This is a genomic window from Oceanospirillum sediminis, from assembly GCF_014164585.1.
Lineage (GTDB): Bacteria > Pseudomonadota > Gammaproteobacteria > Pseudomonadales > Halomonadaceae > Oceanospirillum > Oceanospirillum sediminis.
On sequence record NZ_JACJFM010000014.1, the window covers coordinates 1 to 19,097 of the forward strand.

Below are 19,097 nucleotides of genomic sequence, written 5' to 3' on the forward strand. Positions count from 1 at the left end.
CGTTAAAAAGCAAATCCCCTGCACAATCAGCGGCCGTTCAACAGACGGTTATAGCTATGGCTCCGCCATCCGTATAACCGCTTAATAGTTATGTGTCCCACCTCCTGATCGGACATGGTTAATTGATAAGGATTTTTATAAATGAGAGCTCACACTGACAAATCAAAAGAAAATAAGAATTATTCTATGGTGGTCGGGTGTTCTCGTGCTAAAAGGAGCGACTCAAACTTTCAATTTATTGATAATCGACCTGAAGCCATGCAAATGAAAAGATTTCAAGAAATGGCGAACAACAGCAGGCAAGTTAAACAGTTAAGAGCGTTTCCAAAAAATACCGGAAATAGTCCGAATATCAATCAAAATACTATTAGCCCAATAATTCAGCGCCAAATCTTTCAAAATAGCGATGGCAAGTATTATAGTGATATGGAGCCTGACAGATACTTCGATACATGGCAGGAAGCTTACACTTACGAGCAAAACATGGAAGCACCACCGCCGATCAGCGGTGGCAGGCCACCCTCTCTCTTTACTCACACTTCGACAAAATCAACCAATAAAATAAGTAGCTATGGTATTCCGCAAGGACCACACACTGTAGCACATGCAGCTTTGATGAAAGCTTTATATAATGCTGAAGGCAGGATTGATACTCTATCTGTAATAGCTGAACAAATTCCTAATCCAAGTCAGTGGCGAGATTTAGTCAACAATGAATTAGGTGGGGGTAATCATTTTCACGGTAAAAGCGAGTTTTCACAAAGACTTTTGAGAGCCTATCGCCATTATAATGGCCTATACCAAGGTCTTCTCAGATCTCTAAATGATAAAAATGAAGGAACTCCTTTTGACTGGATGCACGAACTAATACAACTGCATCCATACGCTGTATACGGGTGGGCGTCTCCAAAGACGATTAAAAAGAAACATCTTAAAGGTAAAGGTGAAACTGGTGATCTTTCAGATACAAAAAGAAATATTGATACCTTAGCTAACTTTAAGAATAGGGAATCCTATTATGAAGCAATAGCGGATCGTCTTGAATTACTTGACCCGGATTACGAAGATAACTCTGAGCAATATTCTGATTCAGAAGACGACGCGATGTCTATAGAAGACGACCTGGATAGTTTGGTTGAAACTGAGCAAGAAAATAAATATACATTTGAGTTACCTGAATTAGACACTTCGATATCATCTAAAAGATTAGAAAGACGACTACTGTTGGAAGTCCTTGGTTGTGATTTGCTTTTCCAAAATAACTGTCTGATCAATGCAATAGCTATGGGCGCTGGCATAACAGTTAGTTACGAACAGCTTGTAGAGATTCGTGTAAGAATTGGAAGCATAGGCAACATGTTGTTTGCATCGCCAAATACCGTAGGCATTATATTAAATGTCTTAGGAATTAACGCGGGGGTTTTGGTTCACTATCCTGTAAGTGTGGGTCAAGATAATGAGCCAATAGGAAATCAAAATGGTCTTGTCATACATGTGTATCACACGGGTGGCGATCATTTTGTCTCTGAATGTCCAAACCCTGCAGACTATTTCTGAATGAACTACAATTCCTATTTAATGTAATTGTCATACAAAAACACACACACATAACAAAATGGTGCAGTGGACCTCATTACGTTTCACTTCAATCGGCCACTGACCAAGACGTTAGCAAATATAAGGTGAGACTAAGGTAGAGCGTGAGTGAACAATTGGATGAGCACACTGGACATTCAGAATACACAATGAGTTCGGGCATATAATTTCAGTTTGATTCAGCTTTAGTGTCTACGGCACAATGGTTTAGGCTAGGTGGTGGCGTTGTTCACCCCTTAACGCGGCGTTAGCCGTCATGGAGCTTGCTATACTCAAAGTGACAGAATAGTATCACTTTAGTATTCCTTTGGAGCAGCCCTCATGAAAGTAGAACTAGTTACATCACTTAAACGTCAAGCAACTAAGATTCTCGCCGAACTCCACGACACCAAAGAACCTGTGTTAATTACCGAGCATGGTAAGCCATCCGCATATCTGGTTGATGTTGATGATTACGAGTTTATGCAAAATCGTTTGGCTATTCTGGAGGGTATTGCACGAGGTGAGCGTGCACTAGTTGACGGTAAAGTGGTAAGTCATGATGAAGCCAGGGACAAAATGTCAAAATGGCTGAAATAATCTGGACTGAGCCAGCGTTATCTGACCTGAACGATATCGCTGAATACATCGCACTTGAAAATGTCGTAGCTGCAAAGCAGTTAGTGCAAACGATCTTCTCCAAAGTTGAACGCCTGGAGACGTTTCCTGAATCAGGTCGTATTCCGCCTGAACTAGAACATTTAAGTTATCGTGAAGTTGTCGTTAATCCATGTCGTGTTTTCTATAAACAAGACGGTGACAAAGTGTTTATTCTGTTTGTTATGCGCACTGAGAGAGATTTGCGTAAGTTCCTATTAAGTAAGCAATAATCTTTGAGAGTGAGCGGCTAATATGCGTTGCATATAGTATTTTAGGTGGTATGCGACTGCTTTTGTATTGCGGTGCTCAACCTTAACAGGGCGTTAGCGGTAGTTTTCAAGATAGTTGCAATACGTCGCATCAGTCCGCAGGGAATTTTTGTTTCTGGTGTAGCACTCGCATAATACGAATATTCGAGCTCTTAACCCAATAAGAAACAATCATTGAAACTTCGGGAATAATTAACAGTCTTCCACGTATGCCGTCACGTTGTACACCCATTAAGGGTTGTTCGAGTAAGTTTTCCACTTTAGTTTCAATGATATTATCAGTTCTTTCAGCAACATCAGGGTTAAAATCGTAGAGAAATTCAAAGATCTTTTCGCGATCATTTAGTAACTCTTCTTCCCATAAAATCATTGCTGACCTCGGCTACGAATCCTGGCTTTACGTGCTTCCATTCGGATTAGTCGTCAATAAATACAGCTTTACCGGAGTCATACTTCTCAAATGCGAGGTTTACTTGTTCAGTAAGCCAAGCATCGTGAGATAATGTTTTTCTTTGTTGCTCAGCCATTTGCTCAGTGAGTTCTCGGCATGCGTCGCTAAGCGTGCGCCCCTGGCTCTCTGCCATTTGTTGAGCCAGGCGTTTTGTTTCGTCATCAACACGAAACTGGATTCTAGTGTCCATGTGCTAATCCTTAAAAATGGTGTACACACAAACGTTAGCACTCGCGCTGAAAGTGGACAACAATCCTGACACAGCGGGGTAAGTATCTGCTTTTCATTTCTATGCGTACAATATTTAATAGTCACACAAATGCTCAATACAGACTGATTAAAATGTTCTGGATAGTCATATTACTCATAATCGCGATATGCGTCTTCCTGCCAAGCCTATGGGTCAGGCATGTGATGGAAAAGTACAGACAGCCTGCTGATCGCTACCGCAATCGGGGAAATGGTGGTGAACTTGCGCGCCATCTGCTAGACAGATTCGGCCTGAGCGACGTCAAGGTAGAGGAAACCTCTGCCGGTGATCACTATGATCCGGTCGCTAAGACTGTTCGTCTGACGCCAGACAACTATACAGGATACTCACTGACAGCAGTGACTGTGGCCGCCCATGAGGTGGGGCATGCCATTCAGGATTCACGTGGCGAGTCTTTATTCCTGTCCAGGCAGAGACTCGTAAAGGCCGCCATGGTCGGCGAGCGTATTGCCGGTATGATGCTGGTAGCTGCCCCGCTTGTTCTGATGCTAACCCGCCTGCCACAGGCGGGAGCACTCACGATAATGATTGGCGTTATTTCAATGGCACTAGGTACACTGGTGCACCTGATGACCCTTCCGGTTGAGTTCGATGCCAGTTATGGCAAGGCGCTGCCGATCCTGAAGGAAGGCGACTATCTGCACGATGGTGATCTGAAGCATGCGGAAAAAATTCTCAAGGCTGCGGCGCTGACCTATGTCGCTGCCTCGCTGACCAGCTTGTTAAACCTGGGGCGATGGGTTGCTGTGCTCCGTCGATAGTGTGAGGGGAAAATGAGTCATTGGAACAAGAATGGTATCAGTAAAAAGAACCCAGTCGCATTGGGTCTTGGTATAGGAATAGCCATTGGCTGTGGTATTGGTGCAGCGCTTGGGAATATCGCTCTGGGTATTGGTATCGGAGTGTCAATTGGCGCAGCCATAGGCCTGGAGCAAAAGAAAAAGCTAGAAAAAAGTGACGATGAATAGACCTGTAATCAGCAGCTAACAAGTGAAGTGATAGAATGAGATCTTAAGCGAATTCAATAGGCGTTAAATCTTGTCGAAGAGATTTGGCAGATAAGCCCGGATCTCCGGTTCAACCTGCATTCATCTGAGCTGTGTCATGCTCCATCCATTGAAAAGATGCAGGGCAGCTTTCTGGATTATACCAAAGCGGAACAACTGAGCGACTGAACCAGGCTATCGGGATGGTGGATTATTCTGTTGTCATGCCATGTGTTCAGATCGGGGGAGTTTTTTCGGATACAGGTGTTCATTTCTGATTTGAACAGTCTAATCATTTCAGGCAATCATAAAATCATTTTAGGCAAGGATATAATATCTCATTGGTTAAACTGATCATCAGTTAAGTCACATCGTACTTAGCAACCTGACAAACAGCCTGGACTAAAAAGGCCTTGCTGACACCTGGAGCGATGATCATGCAAAAAGTTACTTTCCCTAACACTAACGGACTGGATATCACCCTGGCCGGAGTCATTAACTTCCCTGAAGCATTTGATGAGAACCAGACCTATCCAGCGGTTGTTGTGTCGCACCCTGGCGGTGGTGTTAAAGAACAAACTTCTGGTATCTATGCCCGCAAGCTGGCAGAAAATGGTTTTATCGCCATTGCCTATGATGCCTCTTATCAAGGCGAAAGCACCGGCTCGCCCCGCCAGTTAGAAAACCCGTATGTGCGTACAGAAGATATCAGTGCTGTTATCGATTATTTGACCACGCTTCCATATGTCGATAACGATCGTATTGGTGCTATGGGTATTTGCGCGGGTGCTGGTTACACCGTAAACGCAGCCATCAATGACCGTCGTATCAAGGCGGTTGGCACTGTCAGTATGGTAAACATTGGCCAGATGTTCCGTAACGGCTGGGAAAACAATGTTAAAGACAGTGATGCTATTCCTTACATCGACTTTGGCTCTGTTTCTCGCACTGCTGACACGAACGGTAACGAAATCGCAATTATCCCAATGGCGCCACTGAAAGAAGAAGATGCACCGAATGAAGAACTGCGTCAGGCGTGGGAGTATTACCATACCGATCGTGCCGAGTACTGCACTGCGCCGGGTTTTGCGACAGCTCGCAGCCTTAACCAGATCATTACCTATGATGCTTTCCATAAAGCAGAAGCCTTCCTGACTCAGCCGCTGCAGACTGTTGCGGGCAGCAATGCAGGCAGTAAGTGGATGAGTGACGATCTGATGGAACGTGCAGCAAGTGCAGACAAACATATGCACATTGTGGATGGTGCAAACCATATGGACCTCTATGACGGGAAAACTGAAATCACTGAAGCCATCGGCGCATTGGCACCTTTTTTCTCACGTACGCTTTGATAACTCACTTCGAAACATAAGTAGTCACAATAACTAAACATATACCGGCATTCGCTGATCAATCCAGCGAGCAGATAAAGGTGAACACTATGGAAAAGATTACATTTCGAAATTCAGACATGCTTTGGGACATATCAGCATTGGTGCTTTACCCACCGAACTTTAATCCGTCCCAAAAATATCCTCTGATTGTCAGTGTACACCCCTTTGGTAGCTGTAAAGAGCAAACATCGGGGGCTGTGTATGGTAAAGCATTAGCTGAAGCCGGTTACGTTGTAATCGCCCATGATGCCAGCTTCCAGGGTGAGTCTGGTGGCTTTCCTCGCTATGTGGAAGAACCAGCTCAGCGTGTTGAAGATGTGAGCCGGGTCATTGATTACGCGGTAACACTTCCATACGTTGATGCCGACCGCATCGGCGGTATTGGTATCTGCGGTGGCGGGGCTTACATTATCAACGCCGCGCTGACGGAAAAGCGCCTGAAAGCGGTTGTCGGGATTACACCGGTAAACCTGGGCCGTTTGTTCAGAGAGGGCTTTAGCCAGTTTCAACCGATCACAGCACTTGAATCTATGGCAGCACAACGCACGCTGGAAGCCAGAGGCGAAGAGTTGCAAGTGAACGAGTTGTTACCACCAGGTCCTGAAGCTGCTGTAAAGCTGGGACTGACTGAACGTGATGTATCTGAAGCTACGGATTACTACAAAACACCACGGGGTCAACAGCCAGGCGGGGCAACTAAGATGCTGTTCTCTCATGCACAGAAAATACTGAGCTGGGACGCCTTTGCATTTGCCGAAACCCTGATGACACAACCGGTCATGGCTGTCATCGGCAATAAAGTCGGGGCTTTTGGAGCTTATCGGGATGGCATGGAAATCTATGGTCGGTCAGTTGTCTCAAAGGATAGACAATTGGTTGAGCTGAACGACTGGTCTCACTACGACCTTTACGATAAATCTGAACCTGTAGCCCTGGCAATAGCGCGCGTTACACCTTTCTTCGAGGCGCATTTGGCCTGATCCATTGTTCAAAACCACTGGTAAGACGAAAGGATGGGAGTGTATGACACAGTGGATTATCATCGCTCCCCTGTTGTTACTGATGGGACTGGAAGGTATCAGCCTTTGTGGTCACACGGATCTAAAATCATCAAGCGGGTGAAAACAAAGCCTATACATCAGAGCAAATAACTCAATTACCGAGCCTTTCAGAGTTTGAGACCCTGGTCCACGCCAACGGCGCAGCTGATTTTGCTCATCGCTACGTCAACAGAGGACGCATGGGTGATCAAATTTCCTCGGAAGAGCTAATCGATGCTTTTGATGTCCAGCCCCCAGAGTTTTTATATTGGATTGTACACAATGAATGAAGTCACTGATCAAAACAATGTACAAGGTCTGGTCAGACAAGCTCTGAAGGTCGAGCATCGCCCTGGCGATCATAGCACTCGTATTCCAGGTCTGACCTTACACCTTCGCAATAATCCAACCGATCCACTGCATTGTATCTACACGCTGAGCCTGGCAGTAGTATTACAGGGTGAAAAACAGATTTCATATGGCAATCAGACCTTCTCTTGCACTGAAGGCCAGTTAACCTTAACGACGTTTGACCTGCCAGTGGTTTCTCATGTGACTCATGCAACCCGTCATAAACCATTTATTGGCCTGGTGCTTAAGCTGGACTACAACCTCATTTTACAGGTATGTTCAGAGTTAAAGCTGAACAAACCTGCTGGAGATATTGCCTACAAATCTATCTCTGTCGAAAACCTCGACGATGGCCTGACTGATGCGTTGAAGCGGCTGCTGAATCTGCAGCATGAAACCAGGTTTGTGGACAGTTTGTTGCCACTGTTGGAGAAGGAAATTATTATCCGGCTTATGGAAAGCCCTCATGGGCCACAGCTCCGTTACCTGGCATCTGATGGTTCACCTGGCAGCCAAATACTTAAGGTAGTTGCGTGGCTCAAACAGAACTTCACTCAATCCATTGCAATGGATGACTTAGCTGGCCGGGCTAATATGAGCGGATCTGCCTTTAGGCAGCATTTTAAGTCGCTTACAGGTACAAGCCCCTTGCAGTATTTGAAAACACTCAGATTGCAGGAAGCAAGAGATCAGATGTTAATGAACCGGTTAGATGCGAGCCAGGCCAGCAGCCTCGTGGGTTACGAAAGTGCTTCTCAGTTTAGTCGCGAATATAGTCGGCTATTTGGGTTACCACCCTCGAAGGACGTTCAACAGCTTAGACGGCTGTTATAGAACCAGGCAACGTCCGTTACAGGCCGAACCAGGATCGTGCAAATCATGCATAACACAGCAATTTATGGGATATTGCCACTGCGTGAGTTGAAATATCAGAGATATTCAAATGGGTAATTGTAACAAGAATGGCAGCCCTAAAAATAACACGGTAGCATTTGGATTTGGTATAGAGTAGCTCTGGGTGTTGGAGAGGGCGTTGCAATTGGCGCTGCCATAACTCTGGAGTAAAAGGACAGATAAGAAAAAAGTGACGACGAATAGATATCCCGAATCCTGAAGGGCATAAGCTGGAGATTCACGCAGGTTCACTGACAAGCAGGCTTGATGCATTGAAGGCAAAGCCTTATAAATATCTTGTCTGGCTATGATTTTTAAGGATATTTCAGTGAAGTTACCCATTTTCGTTCTATTCATTCTGACCCTCTCCGCATGCTCAACCCCACCAGACAGCGCCACTGCTGTACAGGCATGTTCGAGTCAATTGTTCTCTCTGGTCGAAGAAAAAGTTCAGGTTGCTGATCGACAGGGACATGGGCCTGATCCGGGTTCGTCAGAGTGGCAATCAGTGGTTGAGTTTAAACTCGGTATTCGCGGTAATTCAGACATCCCACCCAGAGACACTGAGCAATGGTGTGCTTATATTAACAGGCATTATATCGGAGGCTGAGCCTCATATAGATAGCATCAAGCGATACATACTGCTCTGTTGATATTTATCCATTAATAATGGGTATTATTTTTGAGAAAGAAACTTTTTGGCCCGTTTTTTGATGCCGCTGACTAACAATCCCCTCTTAGGCTTTGTTGCTTAAAGCCTGTTCCAGGCCTGCATCCCAGGCTTGTCGGAGAACCGATATGTATACAGATAAAGATCTGGATTATGCGATAAAACAGGGAATCTTCTCAGCGGAATCCGTTGAGCAGTTCCGAACCCTGCTATCAGAGCAGAAACATGCGCCTTCTGTAGACGAAGAGAATTTCAGGTTAATCAGCGGGTTTAATGATATTTTCGTCGTTATTGCCTGCATGTTGCTGCTTTTTTCATCATTATGGGTGCTTAACTCATTTACAGGCAGTGATACACTGGGATTAATCACCTTTACCATGCTGTCATGGGCGCTGGCTGAATTTTTTGTGCTTAACCGAAAAATGGCATTTCCTGGTATCGTTCTGCTGTTGTCATTTATCGGAGGGGTGTTTTCACTGGTTATCTCACTACTCTCTCATTCCGATATGTCTTATATCTCCGCTACGGCGGTATCCGCTATTGCAGCCTATTTACACTGGACGCGCTTCAGAGTGCCGATTACTGTCGCAGTGGGTACTGCAGCGGCTCTTGGTCTGGTTGCTTCTATGCTTGCCGGTGTCTTTCCGAATGCTGAGGACTGGCTGTTACTCATCGTATTTTTATGCGGTTTACTCACTTTTTTCATTGCCATGTACTGGGATGCCGCTGATCGGCTCAGAGCAACGCGCAATGCAGACGTTGCATTCTGGTTGCATCTGCTGTCTGCCCCACTGATTATCCACCCTGTTTTCTCAAATCTGGGCGTGCTGGACGGTAATGAAAGCACGGGCAATATGGTGGTCGTTATTTTCCTGTACATCTTCATGACATTAATTTCTATCGTTATAGACCGACGGGCATTTATGGTTTCTGCCCTGGTGTATGTGCTGTATGCCATTACCAGCCTTCTTCAGACTTATGGCGGTGTTGGCTATAGTTTTGCGCTAACCGGTGTCTTTATGGGAGGGATGCTTTTATTGCTGTCGGCATTCTGGCATCGAGCAAGAGCATCAATGGTAACAGGATTACCTGACTCAGTGAGACAGTACATTCCGGATATTCAGGATAAGTAAACAAACTTCAGGGACGAATATGAAATCTATAAGCTTTTTTAGCATTCTGCTGCTTTTACCCTCGTTAGCTCTGGCTGAGGGAAGGATTCAGAGTGGAATGATCAACGCCTCTGCCCTTGGCGTTTCCAAACGATTTAATATCTATCTGCCTGATGGCTATCACAAGAGCGATCAGCGTTACCCGGTTATTTATCTGGTGCATGGCTGGGGCGTGAATGAAGATTCCTGGCGATCCCCCACTCTTCAGATTCAGCAAGCGGCTGATGAGCTCAATTTGCAGGCCATCATTGTGATGCCAGATGGAGACAGAGGTGTTTTTGTCAACTCGGTCACTGCCGCCGATTATCAGGCCTGTATAGATAAAGCCGCGCCTGTGCGTAATAAACATGAGCCAAGAGAAAGCTTTTGCGTTCACCATGCAGATTACGAAAGTTATATGCTTGAGGATATTATCCCCTATATCGACCGCACTTATCGCACCAATTCTACCCGGCTGGCCCGAGCTATTGTCGGTGAATCCGCAGGTGGCCTGGCCTCCTTCCATCTGGCGCTCAGACATAAGGATTTATTCTCTTCAGTAGCAGCACACTCTGGCGCTGTATCTATGCTCTACCAGCCTCAGGATGGCAGTATGCTAACTCGTATTGAACCAAGGCCTGGTTTTGCCGAATGGGAAGCCATGTTTGGTTTAAATATTGAAGGCTGGAAGCAGTACGATCCCTACTCTTTGTTGAATACACTTAAACCGGGTGAACTGGCCATCTATTTTGATAGCGGTACAGATGATGAATTTGGCTTTTACCAGATGGCGTTGCATTTCCAGCAACGTCTCACTGAACTGGGGCTGAAACATCGTTTTGTGTCTGTTCCCGGAGGCAGACACGATGATACTTTTTTTGGTAGCAGAATCCCGGTCAGCCTTACCTTTTTTGCTGAACATTTTAAGCAGCACGGCGTTTACCCTGCATCAGAATAAACCGGATAGGTTATCGTCAGACTTACCGGCTGCTGAAAAAAGATATTGATTTACCGACATTATATTTCTCTGGGTATAATTTGTGATATGAAGAGGCGTTATGCGTAAAACACTACACCTGATTCCTGGTACGATGTGTACTGAAAAACTCTGGTCAGAAGTTTTACCTTTGCTGCAAGATAATTATCAGCTGGTGTATCTGGATATCCCCCAGAACAAGAGTTTTGATGAGCTGGCTGGGTATTACAACGATATTCTGGGTGATAAGAAGGTAAATCTGCTTGGTTTTTCTCTGGGGGGCTATATCGCAACCTATTTTGCAAGCCTGTACCCAGAACGCATTGAAAGACTGTTTGTTATCTCAAACACACCCGCTGCCCTGCCGGATGAAGAGCTGAAGCAACGCAGCAATACTTTGAATTATGTGAAAAAGCATGGTTATAAGGGGATGAGTCGAAAAAAGATTGCCAGCTTATTAGCTCCTGAGAATCAAACAGATGATCTGATTAGCCTGATCTCAGAGATGGATCAGGCCCTGGGTGAACATGAATTTCTCAGCCAGTATCAACATACCTCAGAAAGAGCGGACCTGTCTCAGGCTCTCAACCAGTTTTCGTTTTGCACATACCTTTACTATAGCGAGTATGACAAGCTGATTAATTTAAACTGGTTAAAACAGCTGGATAATACCAGCCATTTATTGTCTCTTATTTGCACCTCAGGTTCAGGCCATATGCTGCCACTAGAGAAGCCCCGTGAGCTGGCTGACCATATCAATACATGGGCTGGATAGGGAATATCGGGATAATTTTTTCATCAGCGATATTATTACAGGATTTACGATGGAACTGTTAAAGCTATTACTGTTTATACCGGCGTGTTTTGCGCTCAACATGACACCCGGACCAAATAATCTATTGTCAATGAATAATGCCAGATGCTACGGCTTTAAAGCCGCTATTCTCGCAGGCTGTGGCCGAGTGCTGGCATTTGCTGTGATGATTGCTCTGGCAGCTTCCGGGTTGGCGGTAGTGCTGTATACCTCAGAAACCCTGTTTCTGCTAATTAAACTGGCCGGTGCTGGCTACCTGCTCTGGATCGCCTTTAATCTATGGCGATCTGATACCAGCCCGGTGACGGATATTGAACATAGCCGGAATAATATCGAGCTGGCGAAGCAGGAATTTGCCCTGGCGGCGGGTAATCCTAAAGCGATTCTTATTTTTACCGCTTTTTTGCCTCAGTTTGTGGATGTCAGTGCCAATGTTAATGAACAATTTTTTGTGCTGGGAGGTACATTTCTGATTCTGGAGATGCTGGCCATCGCTATTTACGCTTTATTCGGTCTGTATCTGCGTCACTGGTTTTCAAAACCCGAAATGGCGAAAATATTTAATAAGTGCTGTTCAATGTTTCTGGCGGCATCCGGTGCCAACCTGTTATTCAGCCGACAATAGTCGATTTTTAGCATTCTGGGAGTACGATGGTACTTATTACTTGAATCCAGACTTGTGTTCTTCTCGCCATAGAAACAACGGTAGCCCGGACTTTGTTTAATCGCACCGGGCCACCGGCTGAGTTTGCTTTTAGTAATGAACGGAAAAGATTTCTATCTGATCCAATAAGGCCGCCCTCTTTCCTTAAACGGCATCTTTCAGAACGTTGACTTCAGATGCCAGCATTTCCATCAACCCTGAATAAAGATCATATTGAGGCTGGTAGTTAAACTGGTGAACCAGAGCGCCCGGATCACCCAGTGATGTCTGAATATCACCTGGTTTTCTGGCCGCATAAGTCACTTTGACATCATAGCCTACGATAGAAAACAGGATATTAGCCAGATCTTTGATACTACTGGAGCGGCCTGTGCAAACATTAAATACAGGTGCCCGCACACTGGCTTGTCTCATACCACCGATAAGATATTGTACGACATCTTTAACATAGACAAAGTCCCTGATCTGGCTGCCATCTCCGTAAATGATAATATCTTTATGGCTGAGGATACGATCAGCAAAAATAGAGATAACACCACTGTATGGCGATGACGCATCCTGTCTTTCTCCAAAGACATTAAAGAAGCGGAAGCCCATCGTGGGTGTATTATGAATCCGTCCTGCTACCTGAGCCTGCAGCTCGCAAGCCAGTTTATCCACGCCATATGCGGTTAAAGGGCGTACCTGGCTGCTTTCTGTCAATGGGATGACGGCGTTATCACCGTACACCGCTGCAGAAGAGGCATAAACCACAGGCTTTCCACCCTGGCTGGCCGCTTCAAAAATACTGACGGTACCACTCTGATTCGTCGCATGGGTCTCTGCCCAGGCTTCATTTGAACGTACTACAGATGCCACTGCCGCCAGATGGAAACAGCCGTCTACCTGCCCCATCAGCATATTAACCAGAGAACTATCACAGATATTCCCTACAAACAGCTGTGCTTTACTATTTAAATTGATCGTTTTGCCAGTCGACAGATTATCAAGAACAATCACATCATGCCCCTGTTCAATCAGAGCATCACACAGATGTGAACCAATAAAGCCACAACCACCAGTCACAAGATACTTAGCCATAATACTTCTCCTGAACGGACATTTGCGATTTGAAACAAGTTGAAAGCAATCATTCCAAAAAGCAGGCCACTCATTAGAAAAGTGCTTGTTTATCAGTTCAGTAAGATCATTTTAAGACGGTCGTATTTGCTTTTTAATAACCTGGGGCATTATCTGTTTGCAAAATGCGAGTGGCACTTCTTTTGCTCTGTTCATATTAAAATGCTTATCAGGAGTTTTGATATGAAACATATTGTACTATTCCTTGATAGCCGTAGTTCAGGCGGAATTGAAACCCATGTATTTAATCTGGCCTGCAGCTTAAATAAAAGATCATATACCGTAGATGTTATTTTCTGGAAAAAGTATGGCAGTGATCACCCTATATATGCTGACCTGTTGAAATCAGATATAAACGTCAGTTATGCCGATGGCCGTCTGTATAGACTATTTCAACTGATACCCAGAGATTCTATTGTTCATAGTCATGGTTATAAAGCTAACATTATTAATAAGCTAATGGCTGTCAGCGGCCGCTGGAAAGCCGTGCCAACGCATCATAATGGAGATACGGGTTCTGGTTTATTAAACTGTTATATCCGGTTTGATGAAGTCTCTTCATCTTTATTTCATCCCATCTCTGTCAGTCAGGCTATTTTCAATCGTATTGGCCGGAAAGGATGCATGATTCCTAACTTTGTTGATATTGGAGAACAACCTGTTCTGTCGTCCGGTTCACAAATTGCTTTTGTGGGCAGACTCAGCAGTGAGAAAAATCCGGACGCCTTTTGCATGCTGGGAGAATCCTTGCATGAAAGCCTGGCCGGAAGAGATGAACAATTACACATCTATGGTGACGGTCCTGATCGACAACGTCTGGAAGCCAGATTTCCTGCGGTGCAGTTTCACGGACATCAGGATATGTCCCGGCATTGGGATAAGATAGGTTTACTATGTATTACGTCAACGTGTGAAGGTTTGCCGCTAGCGGCTTTAGAAGCAATGTCTCGCGGTATACCTGTTTGCTCCTTTGCCGTTGGTGAGCTGCCTCTTGTCATTACACATAATAGAAACGGCTGGTTAATTCATAGTCATGATATTGCACATATGGCTGACTTTATTCGCCTGTGGTGGAGTATGGATAAAACAGAAAAAGACATTATGTCTTATCAGGCATGGAAAACAATAAAGGAGCAATATAGCACAGAATCAATACTGCCAGATATTATCAACACATATACATTGTAGGTGCAAAAAGCAAATTATTTTCGGATAAATCGACAAAAATGAAGATTTGATTGTTTTAATCATGCAATAGCTTAAAGGGTCTTAATAGATTAAAAAGCCTGACAAGTATCCGGCACTATCAAAATGCAACTGGCATATAATCTGCAATATATCTACCAACACAATGATACCGATTAAAGTTTACAGCTCAGTCTGTTAAGGGGGCTTTATGATTCAGGTAAAACAGTGGGCTAAAACAAGCCCGAACCCTGCTGCACGTTTAATCAGACAACACTGGCATCAGTTAAATGCTGTTGAACTACCATCAGTACCTGTTCTTCATAGCGTGTTGTATCAATTGCATAAAACGATCTGTTTTATTATTCAGGAAACAACGCGTCGCCTTTACTGGACACCGGTATTTAAAAGCCAGATTGCAGGCGGGAAAAACTTATATCTGTACAGTGGTATGCCTCTGGTGATTAAACCATTAAAAATCACGCTGGGAAGTCACTGCCGTATCTCTGGTGTCAGTACTTTTTCAGGGCGTTGGTGTAGCCAGCAAACTCCGGAGTTAATCGTAGGGAATAACGTAGATATTGGCTGGCAAACCACCATTGCTGTTGGCAGTAAGGTGGTGCTGGAAGATAACGTCAGAATGGCAGGGAAAGCTTTTCTTGCGGGCTATCCTGGTCATCCGCTTAACCCCTATGACAGAGCCACAGGTGCTCCCGACCTGGAAAGCCAGACAGGCGCCATCATCCTGCAGAAAAATGTATGGATAGGTACCGGTGTGACGATTCTTCCGGGTGTCACCGTAGGTGAAAACAGCGTCATTGGTGCTGGTAGTGTCGTTACTCGGAACATTCCGGCCAATGTGATTGCCGCCGGCAACCCTGCCCATCCGGTCAGGCAGCTGACATCTGATGAATTAGCCAGAAATAACCCGGATATTTAAGGAGTAAGGATCATGCGCTGGATTGTCTTTGGTGAAGATTGGGGCAGCCACCCCAGCAGTACGCAACATCTGTTTAGTCATATTGCCCGCAAAGATGAGGTGATCTGGGTAAACTCGATTGGCCTTCGTTGCCCGAGAGTAACGTCTCACGATATTACCAGGGCAACCAATAAGCTTAAAAGCATGTTTGAACGCCGTCCGATAGCGAAACAGGCATCACTGTCAGAAAAACAGCACCCTGACGTTATTATTGAGCCCAGATCGCTGCCTCTCTATCAGAGTAAAATGGTACGTCGATTGAATCAGAAGCAGCTCAGAAAACAGCTTCTGCCTTATTTGTCTGATGATGAGCCGACAATTCTCTGGATCTCTTTACCGTCAGCCGCAGATATGGTTGGTATCTGCAATGAGAGCTTCTCTGTCTATTACTGTGGCGATGACTTTTCTTCTCTGGCCGGTGTCGACCACGATATTATCAGCCGGATGGAATCAGAACTGGTTGGCCGCTGTGATCTGGTACTGACCGCCAGCCATGAACTGGCGAAAAAATTTCCAGTATGGAAAACACAGGTACTGGAACATGGCGTCGATTTTGAGTTATTCAGCTCGGCTCAGCCCAAACCTGAGTTAATGCCCGATGACAAAGTGATCGGCTTCTATGGCCAGCTGGCTGATTGGGTGGACATTGAGCTGCTGTCAAAGGTGGCAGATCGTTTCCCTGACTGGACGCTGATGTTAATTGGAGCCATTCATACTAATACTCAGGATCTGCTGACCAGGCCCAATGTACTCTGGCTGGATGCGATGCCCCATAAACAGCTGGCCGGGTACTGTCAGCACTGGCAAGTGGCCATGCTGCCCTTTCACCAGTGTGAACAGATTACCCACTGTAACCCGCTTAAACTCAGAGAATATCTGGCGTCTGGCACTCAGGTAATCTCAACCCGTTTCCCAGCTGCAGAACAGTATAATTCTGTGATCTCCCTGGCTGATAATCAGGATGAATTCCTGACCTTGCTGCAAGCTTTATTATCTGCGCAACCTGTCACTTGCAAACAAACTCCGGCACATAATAGAAAAATACAACAAGCGCTGGTCAGAGATGAAAGCTGGCAGTCCCGAGCCCAACGGGTATCACAGTTTATCCGGCAATCAATGGGAACATCCCATTATGAAGGTGAATTATGATCTGGCCGTTAAGTGCAGCAATCCGCCTGCTTATTTTGTGCGCATTTCTATTTTGCTCTCAGGTCATGGCCTCTGATGATCAGGGGGCAGACATTAGTAATTCCCCGCATCATGAATTACCGCTGACAGCGTTAAACCCACAGTTCTGGTTTTTCGATGACGGAGTGGCCGGGAACCAGTTGCTCAGGATTGAAGGAGAAAACACCTCAGATACTCCGGCGCGTTTACTATTACGCATAGACCACCACTCCAGTGTTAATTACCGGACCCGTTTTAATCTGGAACGGGTATATCCTACAGGTCGTTTTATACTGGAAGTACCACTGAATCAGTTAAAAACATCCGCCGGTGAAACCTTTACTCATCAGGATATTCGCAAAATTTACCTCAGTAATATGGGGGCTGATTTTCGCTGGCATGCCGCAGCCCTCTTGCACCAGCCTCTTATTCCTGCAGGTCTGATTGGCTGGGATTTTGGGCCAGATGCTCAAACATCAGTGCCGGGCATGATTCAGGTTTCACAGACGGATGTACGTCAGGGCTTTATTGTCGAAGGTCCCTATCGCTATCGGAACCGGCCTTATCATGATCCCATGATTGCCGATGGCATTGAAGGACTGACACGACTGGTATTACCAATAAAAAATGGACTCTGGCGGATCAGACTCTGGAGTTCTGATATTGGTGAGTGGGAGTATGTCCCCCACGCACTGGAGAAATCGATTCAGATTAACCAGACCCGCATTTTGCAACAGAACCTGAGTTATCAGGACTGGCTGACTCGTTTTTATCTGTATAAACCTGATATATCACAAGGATCATCAGGACTGGATGCTTTCTGGCAAAGCGTCGGTCAATATCGTGGAGCACCTGTTGATGGTACGGTACTGGTAACAGATGGCAAACTGACACTGGATTTTTCCAGTCCGGAGACTGCCGGGCGCTTTATTTCTGCTTTGATTGCAGTACCTCTGAATACAGCATCAATTGATAACAATGTTTCAGAGCCTTTGTCTGTACAACAAAACCCGGAGCAATTTGATCAGTTTGATCAATACCGGGAAAATATATTCCAGCGTAGCTGGTCCTATCTGCCAAACCCGGAGTTGTATAAAAATGTACCGGAGATTTACCAGGGGGAAAGTCTGCTATGGGTGCCCGGTGAAAATATCAGCCTTCGCCTGGATTTTCCGGATGCTCCCGGACAACTTAAGGAACTGGATCTGCCTCTGAAGAACCTGCAGATCTACCAGATCAGGCAAGGTTACAGTCGCCCTCGGGGGCAGGAGATGGCGTTACAGAATGAACTGTCCCTGATTCCTCTTATGCCAGAATCTTATGCTGAAAATATGCACCAGCCCCGGAATCAATCCGTAGCTGATTATGCAATCAATGCAGAACAGGGTGATCAGTGGGTAATTACAGGTCAGGTAGAAGCGCCTCTGGCCATATCGGAGACCTCACGAGGTTATTACCTCAGGTTTGACCGAGCACTCTATTCCGTTAATGCTCAGTTGTTGCCAGTGATACTGCCTGAGGTAAAAAAACCTATCGGTATTTATCTCGACTATGCGCCACATCTGAGCTGGTTCTCACAACAGGACGCTGAAACACAGGCCAGTTGTGATTATCATTTTCTGAGTCAGTTCGGACTGACTGGCGTTGCCCCTGCTCTGCCAGATCCGGTCAGAGGTAAAGAAGAGGCTTTTAAACGTGCGGTTCAATCACCATTGAATGCTGGCTTATTACCGCCATACCCAGCGTATACACCAGTAAAGCGTCTGTTGCCAAATGGCCAGGATTACACCCTGGAACAGCTTGATAAAGTCAGCAGTGTGGCCGGGCTTTTACTCTGGTCATTAGCCGATGAGCCAGGTTTATTCCTACGGGAAGATCTGGAACTGGATCAGTTTAACAATCTGATGGCAGCCTCCCGGCCAGAATTTGATCGCATGGCGCAACTCAACCGGAAAGAACACGATAAAACGACGGATCGCTTTAACTCTGTGCTGGTCAATCATGGTTATCAGCTGACCGCTGAGCGTATACAGCAGCTAAAACAGAGCAATCTGGATGTTTACCTGTATAACCTGCCTTCACCAAGGTTTGCGGCAGGGGCCTATTTATGGAAAACCGGCCTGAAAGGCTACTGGCAATGGCATGGCCGTATGCCAACGGCTCACCCGGCAGATCCAACTGATGGCCGTGAGAATGATGTTCAGCTGCTTTTTCCTTCCGCACAGCTGTGCCGTGCTCCTGAAATTCACCCCAGACTGTTAGCCATTCGACAGGGTGTCAACGATCTGCGCTGGCTTAACTGGTTGATGCAAAATGCAAATCAGAATTTGAGTTTTGCAATGCTACAGCATGAACTGCAAAAGCAGATTGACAGCGACTGGGAGAAAAACACCTTAAATAACAAAGTATTAGATCGTTTCATCGATCAGATAAAACGATTGGCACAGGGACTGCAAAGTAATCATTAAATACCCGCAGGGA

General features: G+C 45.5%; 20 protein-coding genes. 17 read left to right on the top strand and 3 right to left on the bottom strand.

Annotated features, from left to right (window positions below):
- Nucleotides 1–141: 141 nt before the first annotated feature.
- From H4O21_RS11955 to H4O21_RS11965, 3 genes are all read left to right on the top strand, one after another.
- Nucleotides 142–1,557, top strand: a complete 1,416-nt coding sequence (locus tag H4O21_RS11955; protein WP_182809103.1) for a hypothetical protein — start codon at nucleotides 142–144, stop codon at nucleotides 1,555–1,557.
- Between the two features lie 360 nt (nucleotides 1,558–1,917).
- A complete protein-coding gene (locus H4O21_RS11960; RefSeq protein ID WP_182809104.1) occupies nucleotides 1,918–2,175 on the top strand; it encodes a type II toxin-antitoxin system Phd/YefM family antitoxin in 258 nt (85 codons plus the stop codon).
- Nucleotides 2,163–2,465: a type II toxin-antitoxin system RelE/ParE family toxin gene (locus tag H4O21_RS11965; protein ID WP_182809105.1), complete on the top strand. Its 303-nt coding sequence runs from the start codon at nucleotides 2,163–2,165 to the stop codon at nucleotides 2,463–2,465. The genes H4O21_RS11960 and H4O21_RS11965 overlap by 13 nt, the downstream gene beginning before the upstream one ends.
- A 130-nt stretch (nucleotides 2,466–2,595) precedes the next feature.
- Here the strand turns inward: H4O21_RS11965 and H4O21_RS11970 are convergent, their stop codons facing one another.
- Nucleotides 2,596–2,874 (bottom strand): type II toxin-antitoxin system RelE/ParE family toxin, encoded by a 279-nt coding sequence (locus H4O21_RS11970; protein ID WP_182809106.1) that lies wholly within the window; start codon nucleotides 2,872–2,874, stop codon nucleotides 2,596–2,598.
- A 46-nt stretch (nucleotides 2,875–2,920) separates the two neighbouring features.
- On the bottom strand, nucleotides 2,921–3,145 hold the full coding sequence (locus H4O21_RS11975; protein ID WP_368737548.1) for a type II toxin-antitoxin system TacA family antitoxin: 225 nt from the start codon (nucleotides 3,143–3,145) through the stop codon (nucleotides 2,921–2,923).
- Between the two features lie 152 nt (nucleotides 3,146–3,297).
- On the opposite strand from H4O21_RS11975, the gene H4O21_RS11980 reads away from it, so the two are divergent.
- The 10 genes from H4O21_RS11980 (at nucleotide 3,298) to H4O21_RS12025 (ending at nucleotide 12,127) form a co-directional block, all read left to right on the top strand.
- Nucleotides 3,298–3,987 (top strand): zinc metallopeptidase, encoded by a 690-nt coding sequence (locus H4O21_RS11980; RefSeq protein WP_182809107.1) that lies wholly within the window; start codon nucleotides 3,298–3,300, stop codon nucleotides 3,985–3,987.
- 12 nt (nucleotides 3,988–3,999) lie between these two features.
- Nucleotides 4,000–4,194 carry a glycine zipper domain-containing protein gene (locus H4O21_RS11985; protein WP_182809108.1) on the top strand — a complete coding sequence of 65 codons (195 nt, stop codon included), beginning with the start codon at nucleotides 4,000–4,002 and terminating at the stop codon, nucleotides 4,192–4,194.
- 455 nt (nucleotides 4,195–4,649) lie between these two features.
- Nucleotides 4,650–5,564 (top strand): alpha/beta hydrolase, encoded by a 915-nt coding sequence (locus H4O21_RS11990; protein ID WP_182809109.1) that lies wholly within the window; start codon nucleotides 4,650–4,652, stop codon nucleotides 5,562–5,564.
- 89 nt (nucleotides 5,565–5,653) lie between these two features.
- Entirely contained in the window at nucleotides 5,654–6,586 is a 933-nt protein-coding gene (locus tag H4O21_RS11995; protein WP_182809110.1) for an alpha/beta hydrolase, read from the top strand.
- A gap of 342 nt (nucleotides 6,587–6,928) precedes the next feature.
- On the top strand, nucleotides 6,929–7,831 hold the full coding sequence (locus tag H4O21_RS12000) for an AraC family transcriptional regulator (protein ID WP_182809111.1): 903 nt from the start codon (nucleotides 6,929–6,931) through the stop codon (nucleotides 7,829–7,831).
- Between the two features lie 388 nt (nucleotides 7,832–8,219).
- Nucleotides 8,220–8,501, top strand: a complete 282-nt coding sequence (locus H4O21_RS12005) for a hypothetical protein (protein WP_220495637.1) — start codon at nucleotides 8,220–8,222, stop codon at nucleotides 8,499–8,501.
- Between the two features lie 188 nt (nucleotides 8,502–8,689).
- Nucleotides 8,690–9,694, top strand: coding sequence for a hypothetical protein (locus H4O21_RS12010; protein ID WP_182809113.1), 1,005 nt, complete (start codon nucleotides 8,690–8,692; stop codon nucleotides 9,692–9,694).
- A gap of 19 nt (nucleotides 9,695–9,713) precedes the next feature.
- Nucleotides 9,714–10,670 (top strand): alpha/beta hydrolase, encoded by a 957-nt coding sequence (locus tag H4O21_RS12015; RefSeq protein WP_182809114.1) that lies wholly within the window; start codon nucleotides 9,714–9,716, stop codon nucleotides 10,668–10,670.
- A 100-nt stretch (nucleotides 10,671–10,770) separates the two neighbouring features.
- The gene (locus tag H4O21_RS12020; protein ID WP_182809115.1) at nucleotides 10,771–11,463 is read left to right on the top strand and encodes an alpha/beta fold hydrolase; all 693 of its coding nucleotides are present in this window, start codon (nucleotides 10,771–10,773) and stop codon (nucleotides 11,461–11,463) included.
- Between the two features lie 49 nt (nucleotides 11,464–11,512).
- Nucleotides 11,513–12,127 (top strand): LysE family translocator, encoded by a 615-nt coding sequence (locus tag H4O21_RS12025; RefSeq protein ID WP_182809116.1) that lies wholly within the window; start codon nucleotides 11,513–11,515, stop codon nucleotides 12,125–12,127.
- 183 nt (nucleotides 12,128–12,310) lie between these two features.
- On the opposite strand, the gene H4O21_RS12030 is transcribed toward H4O21_RS12025, so the two are convergent.
- Nucleotides 12,311–13,246 (bottom strand): NAD-dependent epimerase/dehydratase family protein, encoded by a 936-nt coding sequence (locus tag H4O21_RS12030; RefSeq protein WP_182809117.1) that lies wholly within the window; start codon nucleotides 13,244–13,246, stop codon nucleotides 12,311–12,313.
- Between the two features lie 39 nt (nucleotides 13,247–13,285).
- Here H4O21_RS12030 and H4O21_RS12035 point away from each other — a divergent pair, with 39 nt between their 5' ends.
- The 4 genes from H4O21_RS12035 (at nucleotide 13,286) to H4O21_RS12050 (ending at nucleotide 19,084) form a co-directional block, all read left to right on the top strand.
- Nucleotides 13,286–14,473: a glycosyltransferase family 4 protein gene (locus H4O21_RS12035; RefSeq protein WP_182809118.1), complete on the top strand. Its 1,188-nt coding sequence runs from the start codon at nucleotides 13,286–13,288 to the stop codon at nucleotides 14,471–14,473.
- A 208-nt stretch (nucleotides 14,474–14,681) separates the two neighbouring features.
- The gene (locus tag H4O21_RS26120) at nucleotides 14,682–15,410 is read left to right on the top strand and encodes an acyltransferase (RefSeq protein WP_182809119.1); all 729 of its coding nucleotides are present in this window, start codon (nucleotides 14,682–14,684) and stop codon (nucleotides 15,408–15,410) included.
- Nucleotides 15,411–15,422: 12 nt separating this feature from the next.
- Nucleotides 15,423–16,598: a glycosyltransferase family protein gene (locus tag H4O21_RS12045; RefSeq protein ID WP_182809120.1), complete on the top strand. Its 1,176-nt coding sequence runs from the start codon at nucleotides 15,423–15,425 to the stop codon at nucleotides 16,596–16,598.
- The gene (locus tag H4O21_RS12050; protein ID WP_182809121.1) at nucleotides 16,595–19,084 is read left to right on the top strand and encodes a hypothetical protein; all 2,490 of its coding nucleotides are present in this window, start codon (nucleotides 16,595–16,597) and stop codon (nucleotides 19,082–19,084) included. Before H4O21_RS12045 ends, H4O21_RS12050 begins: the two co-directional genes overlap by 4 nt.
- Nucleotides 19,085–19,097 lie beyond the last annotated feature (13 nt).

Excerpts from the sequence above, each read along its gene's own strand:
- H4O21_RS11985 (WP_182809108.1), top strand. The coding sequence starts at position 4,000 with ATGAGTCATTGGAACAAGAATGGTATCAGTAAAAAGAACCCAGTCGCA.
- H4O21_RS11965 (WP_182809105.1), top strand. The coding sequence starts at position 2,163 with ATGGCTGAAATAATCTGGACTGAGCCAGCGTTATCTGACCTGAACGAT.
- H4O21_RS11980 (WP_182809107.1), top strand. The coding sequence starts at position 3,298 with ATGTTCTGGATAGTCATATTACTCATAATCGCGATATGCGTCTTCCTG.
- H4O21_RS11960 (WP_182809104.1), top strand. The coding sequence starts at position 1,918 with ATGAAAGTAGAACTAGTTACATCACTTAAACGTCAAGCAACTAAGATT.
- H4O21_RS11990 (WP_182809109.1), top strand. The coding sequence starts at position 4,650 with ATGCAAAAAGTTACTTTCCCTAACACTAACGGACTGGATATCACCCTG.
- H4O21_RS26120 (WP_182809119.1), top strand. The coding sequence starts at position 14,682 with ATGATTCAGGTAAAACAGTGGGCTAAAACAAGCCCGAACCCTGCTGCA.
- H4O21_RS12010 (WP_182809113.1), top strand. The coding sequence starts at position 8,690 with ATGTATACAGATAAAGATCTGGATTATGCGATAAAACAGGGAATCTTC.
- H4O21_RS12050 (WP_182809121.1), top strand. The coding sequence starts at position 16,595 with ATGATCTGGCCGTTAAGTGCAGCAATCCGCCTGCTTATTTTGTGCGCA.
- H4O21_RS11955 (WP_182809103.1), top strand. The coding sequence starts at position 142 with ATGAGAGCTCACACTGACAAATCAAAAGAAAATAAGAATTATTCTATG.
- H4O21_RS12030 (WP_182809117.1), bottom strand. The coding sequence starts at position 13,246 with ATGGCTAAGTATCTTGTGACTGGTGGTTGTGGCTTTATTGGTTCACAT.
- H4O21_RS12015 (WP_182809114.1), top strand. The coding sequence starts at position 9,714 with ATGAAATCTATAAGCTTTTTTAGCATTCTGCTGCTTTTACCCTCGTTA.
- H4O21_RS12045 (WP_182809120.1), top strand. The coding sequence starts at position 15,423 with ATGCGCTGGATTGTCTTTGGTGAAGATTGGGGCAGCCACCCCAGCAGT.
- H4O21_RS12025 (WP_182809116.1), top strand. The coding sequence starts at position 11,513 with ATGGAACTGTTAAAGCTATTACTGTTTATACCGGCGTGTTTTGCGCTC.
- H4O21_RS12020 (WP_182809115.1), top strand. The coding sequence starts at position 10,771 with ATGCGTAAAACACTACACCTGATTCCTGGTACGATGTGTACTGAAAAA.
- H4O21_RS11970 (WP_182809106.1), bottom strand. The coding sequence starts at position 2,874 with ATGATTTTATGGGAAGAAGAGTTACTAAATGATCGCGAAAAGATCTTT.
- H4O21_RS11975 (WP_368737548.1), bottom strand. The coding sequence starts at position 3,145 with ATGGACACTAGAATCCAGTTTCGTGTTGATGACGAAACAAAACGCCTG.
- H4O21_RS12000 (WP_182809111.1), top strand. The coding sequence starts at position 6,929 with ATGAATGAAGTCACTGATCAAAACAATGTACAAGGTCTGGTCAGACAA.
- H4O21_RS11995 (WP_182809110.1), top strand. The coding sequence starts at position 5,654 with ATGGAAAAGATTACATTTCGAAATTCAGACATGCTTTGGGACATATCA.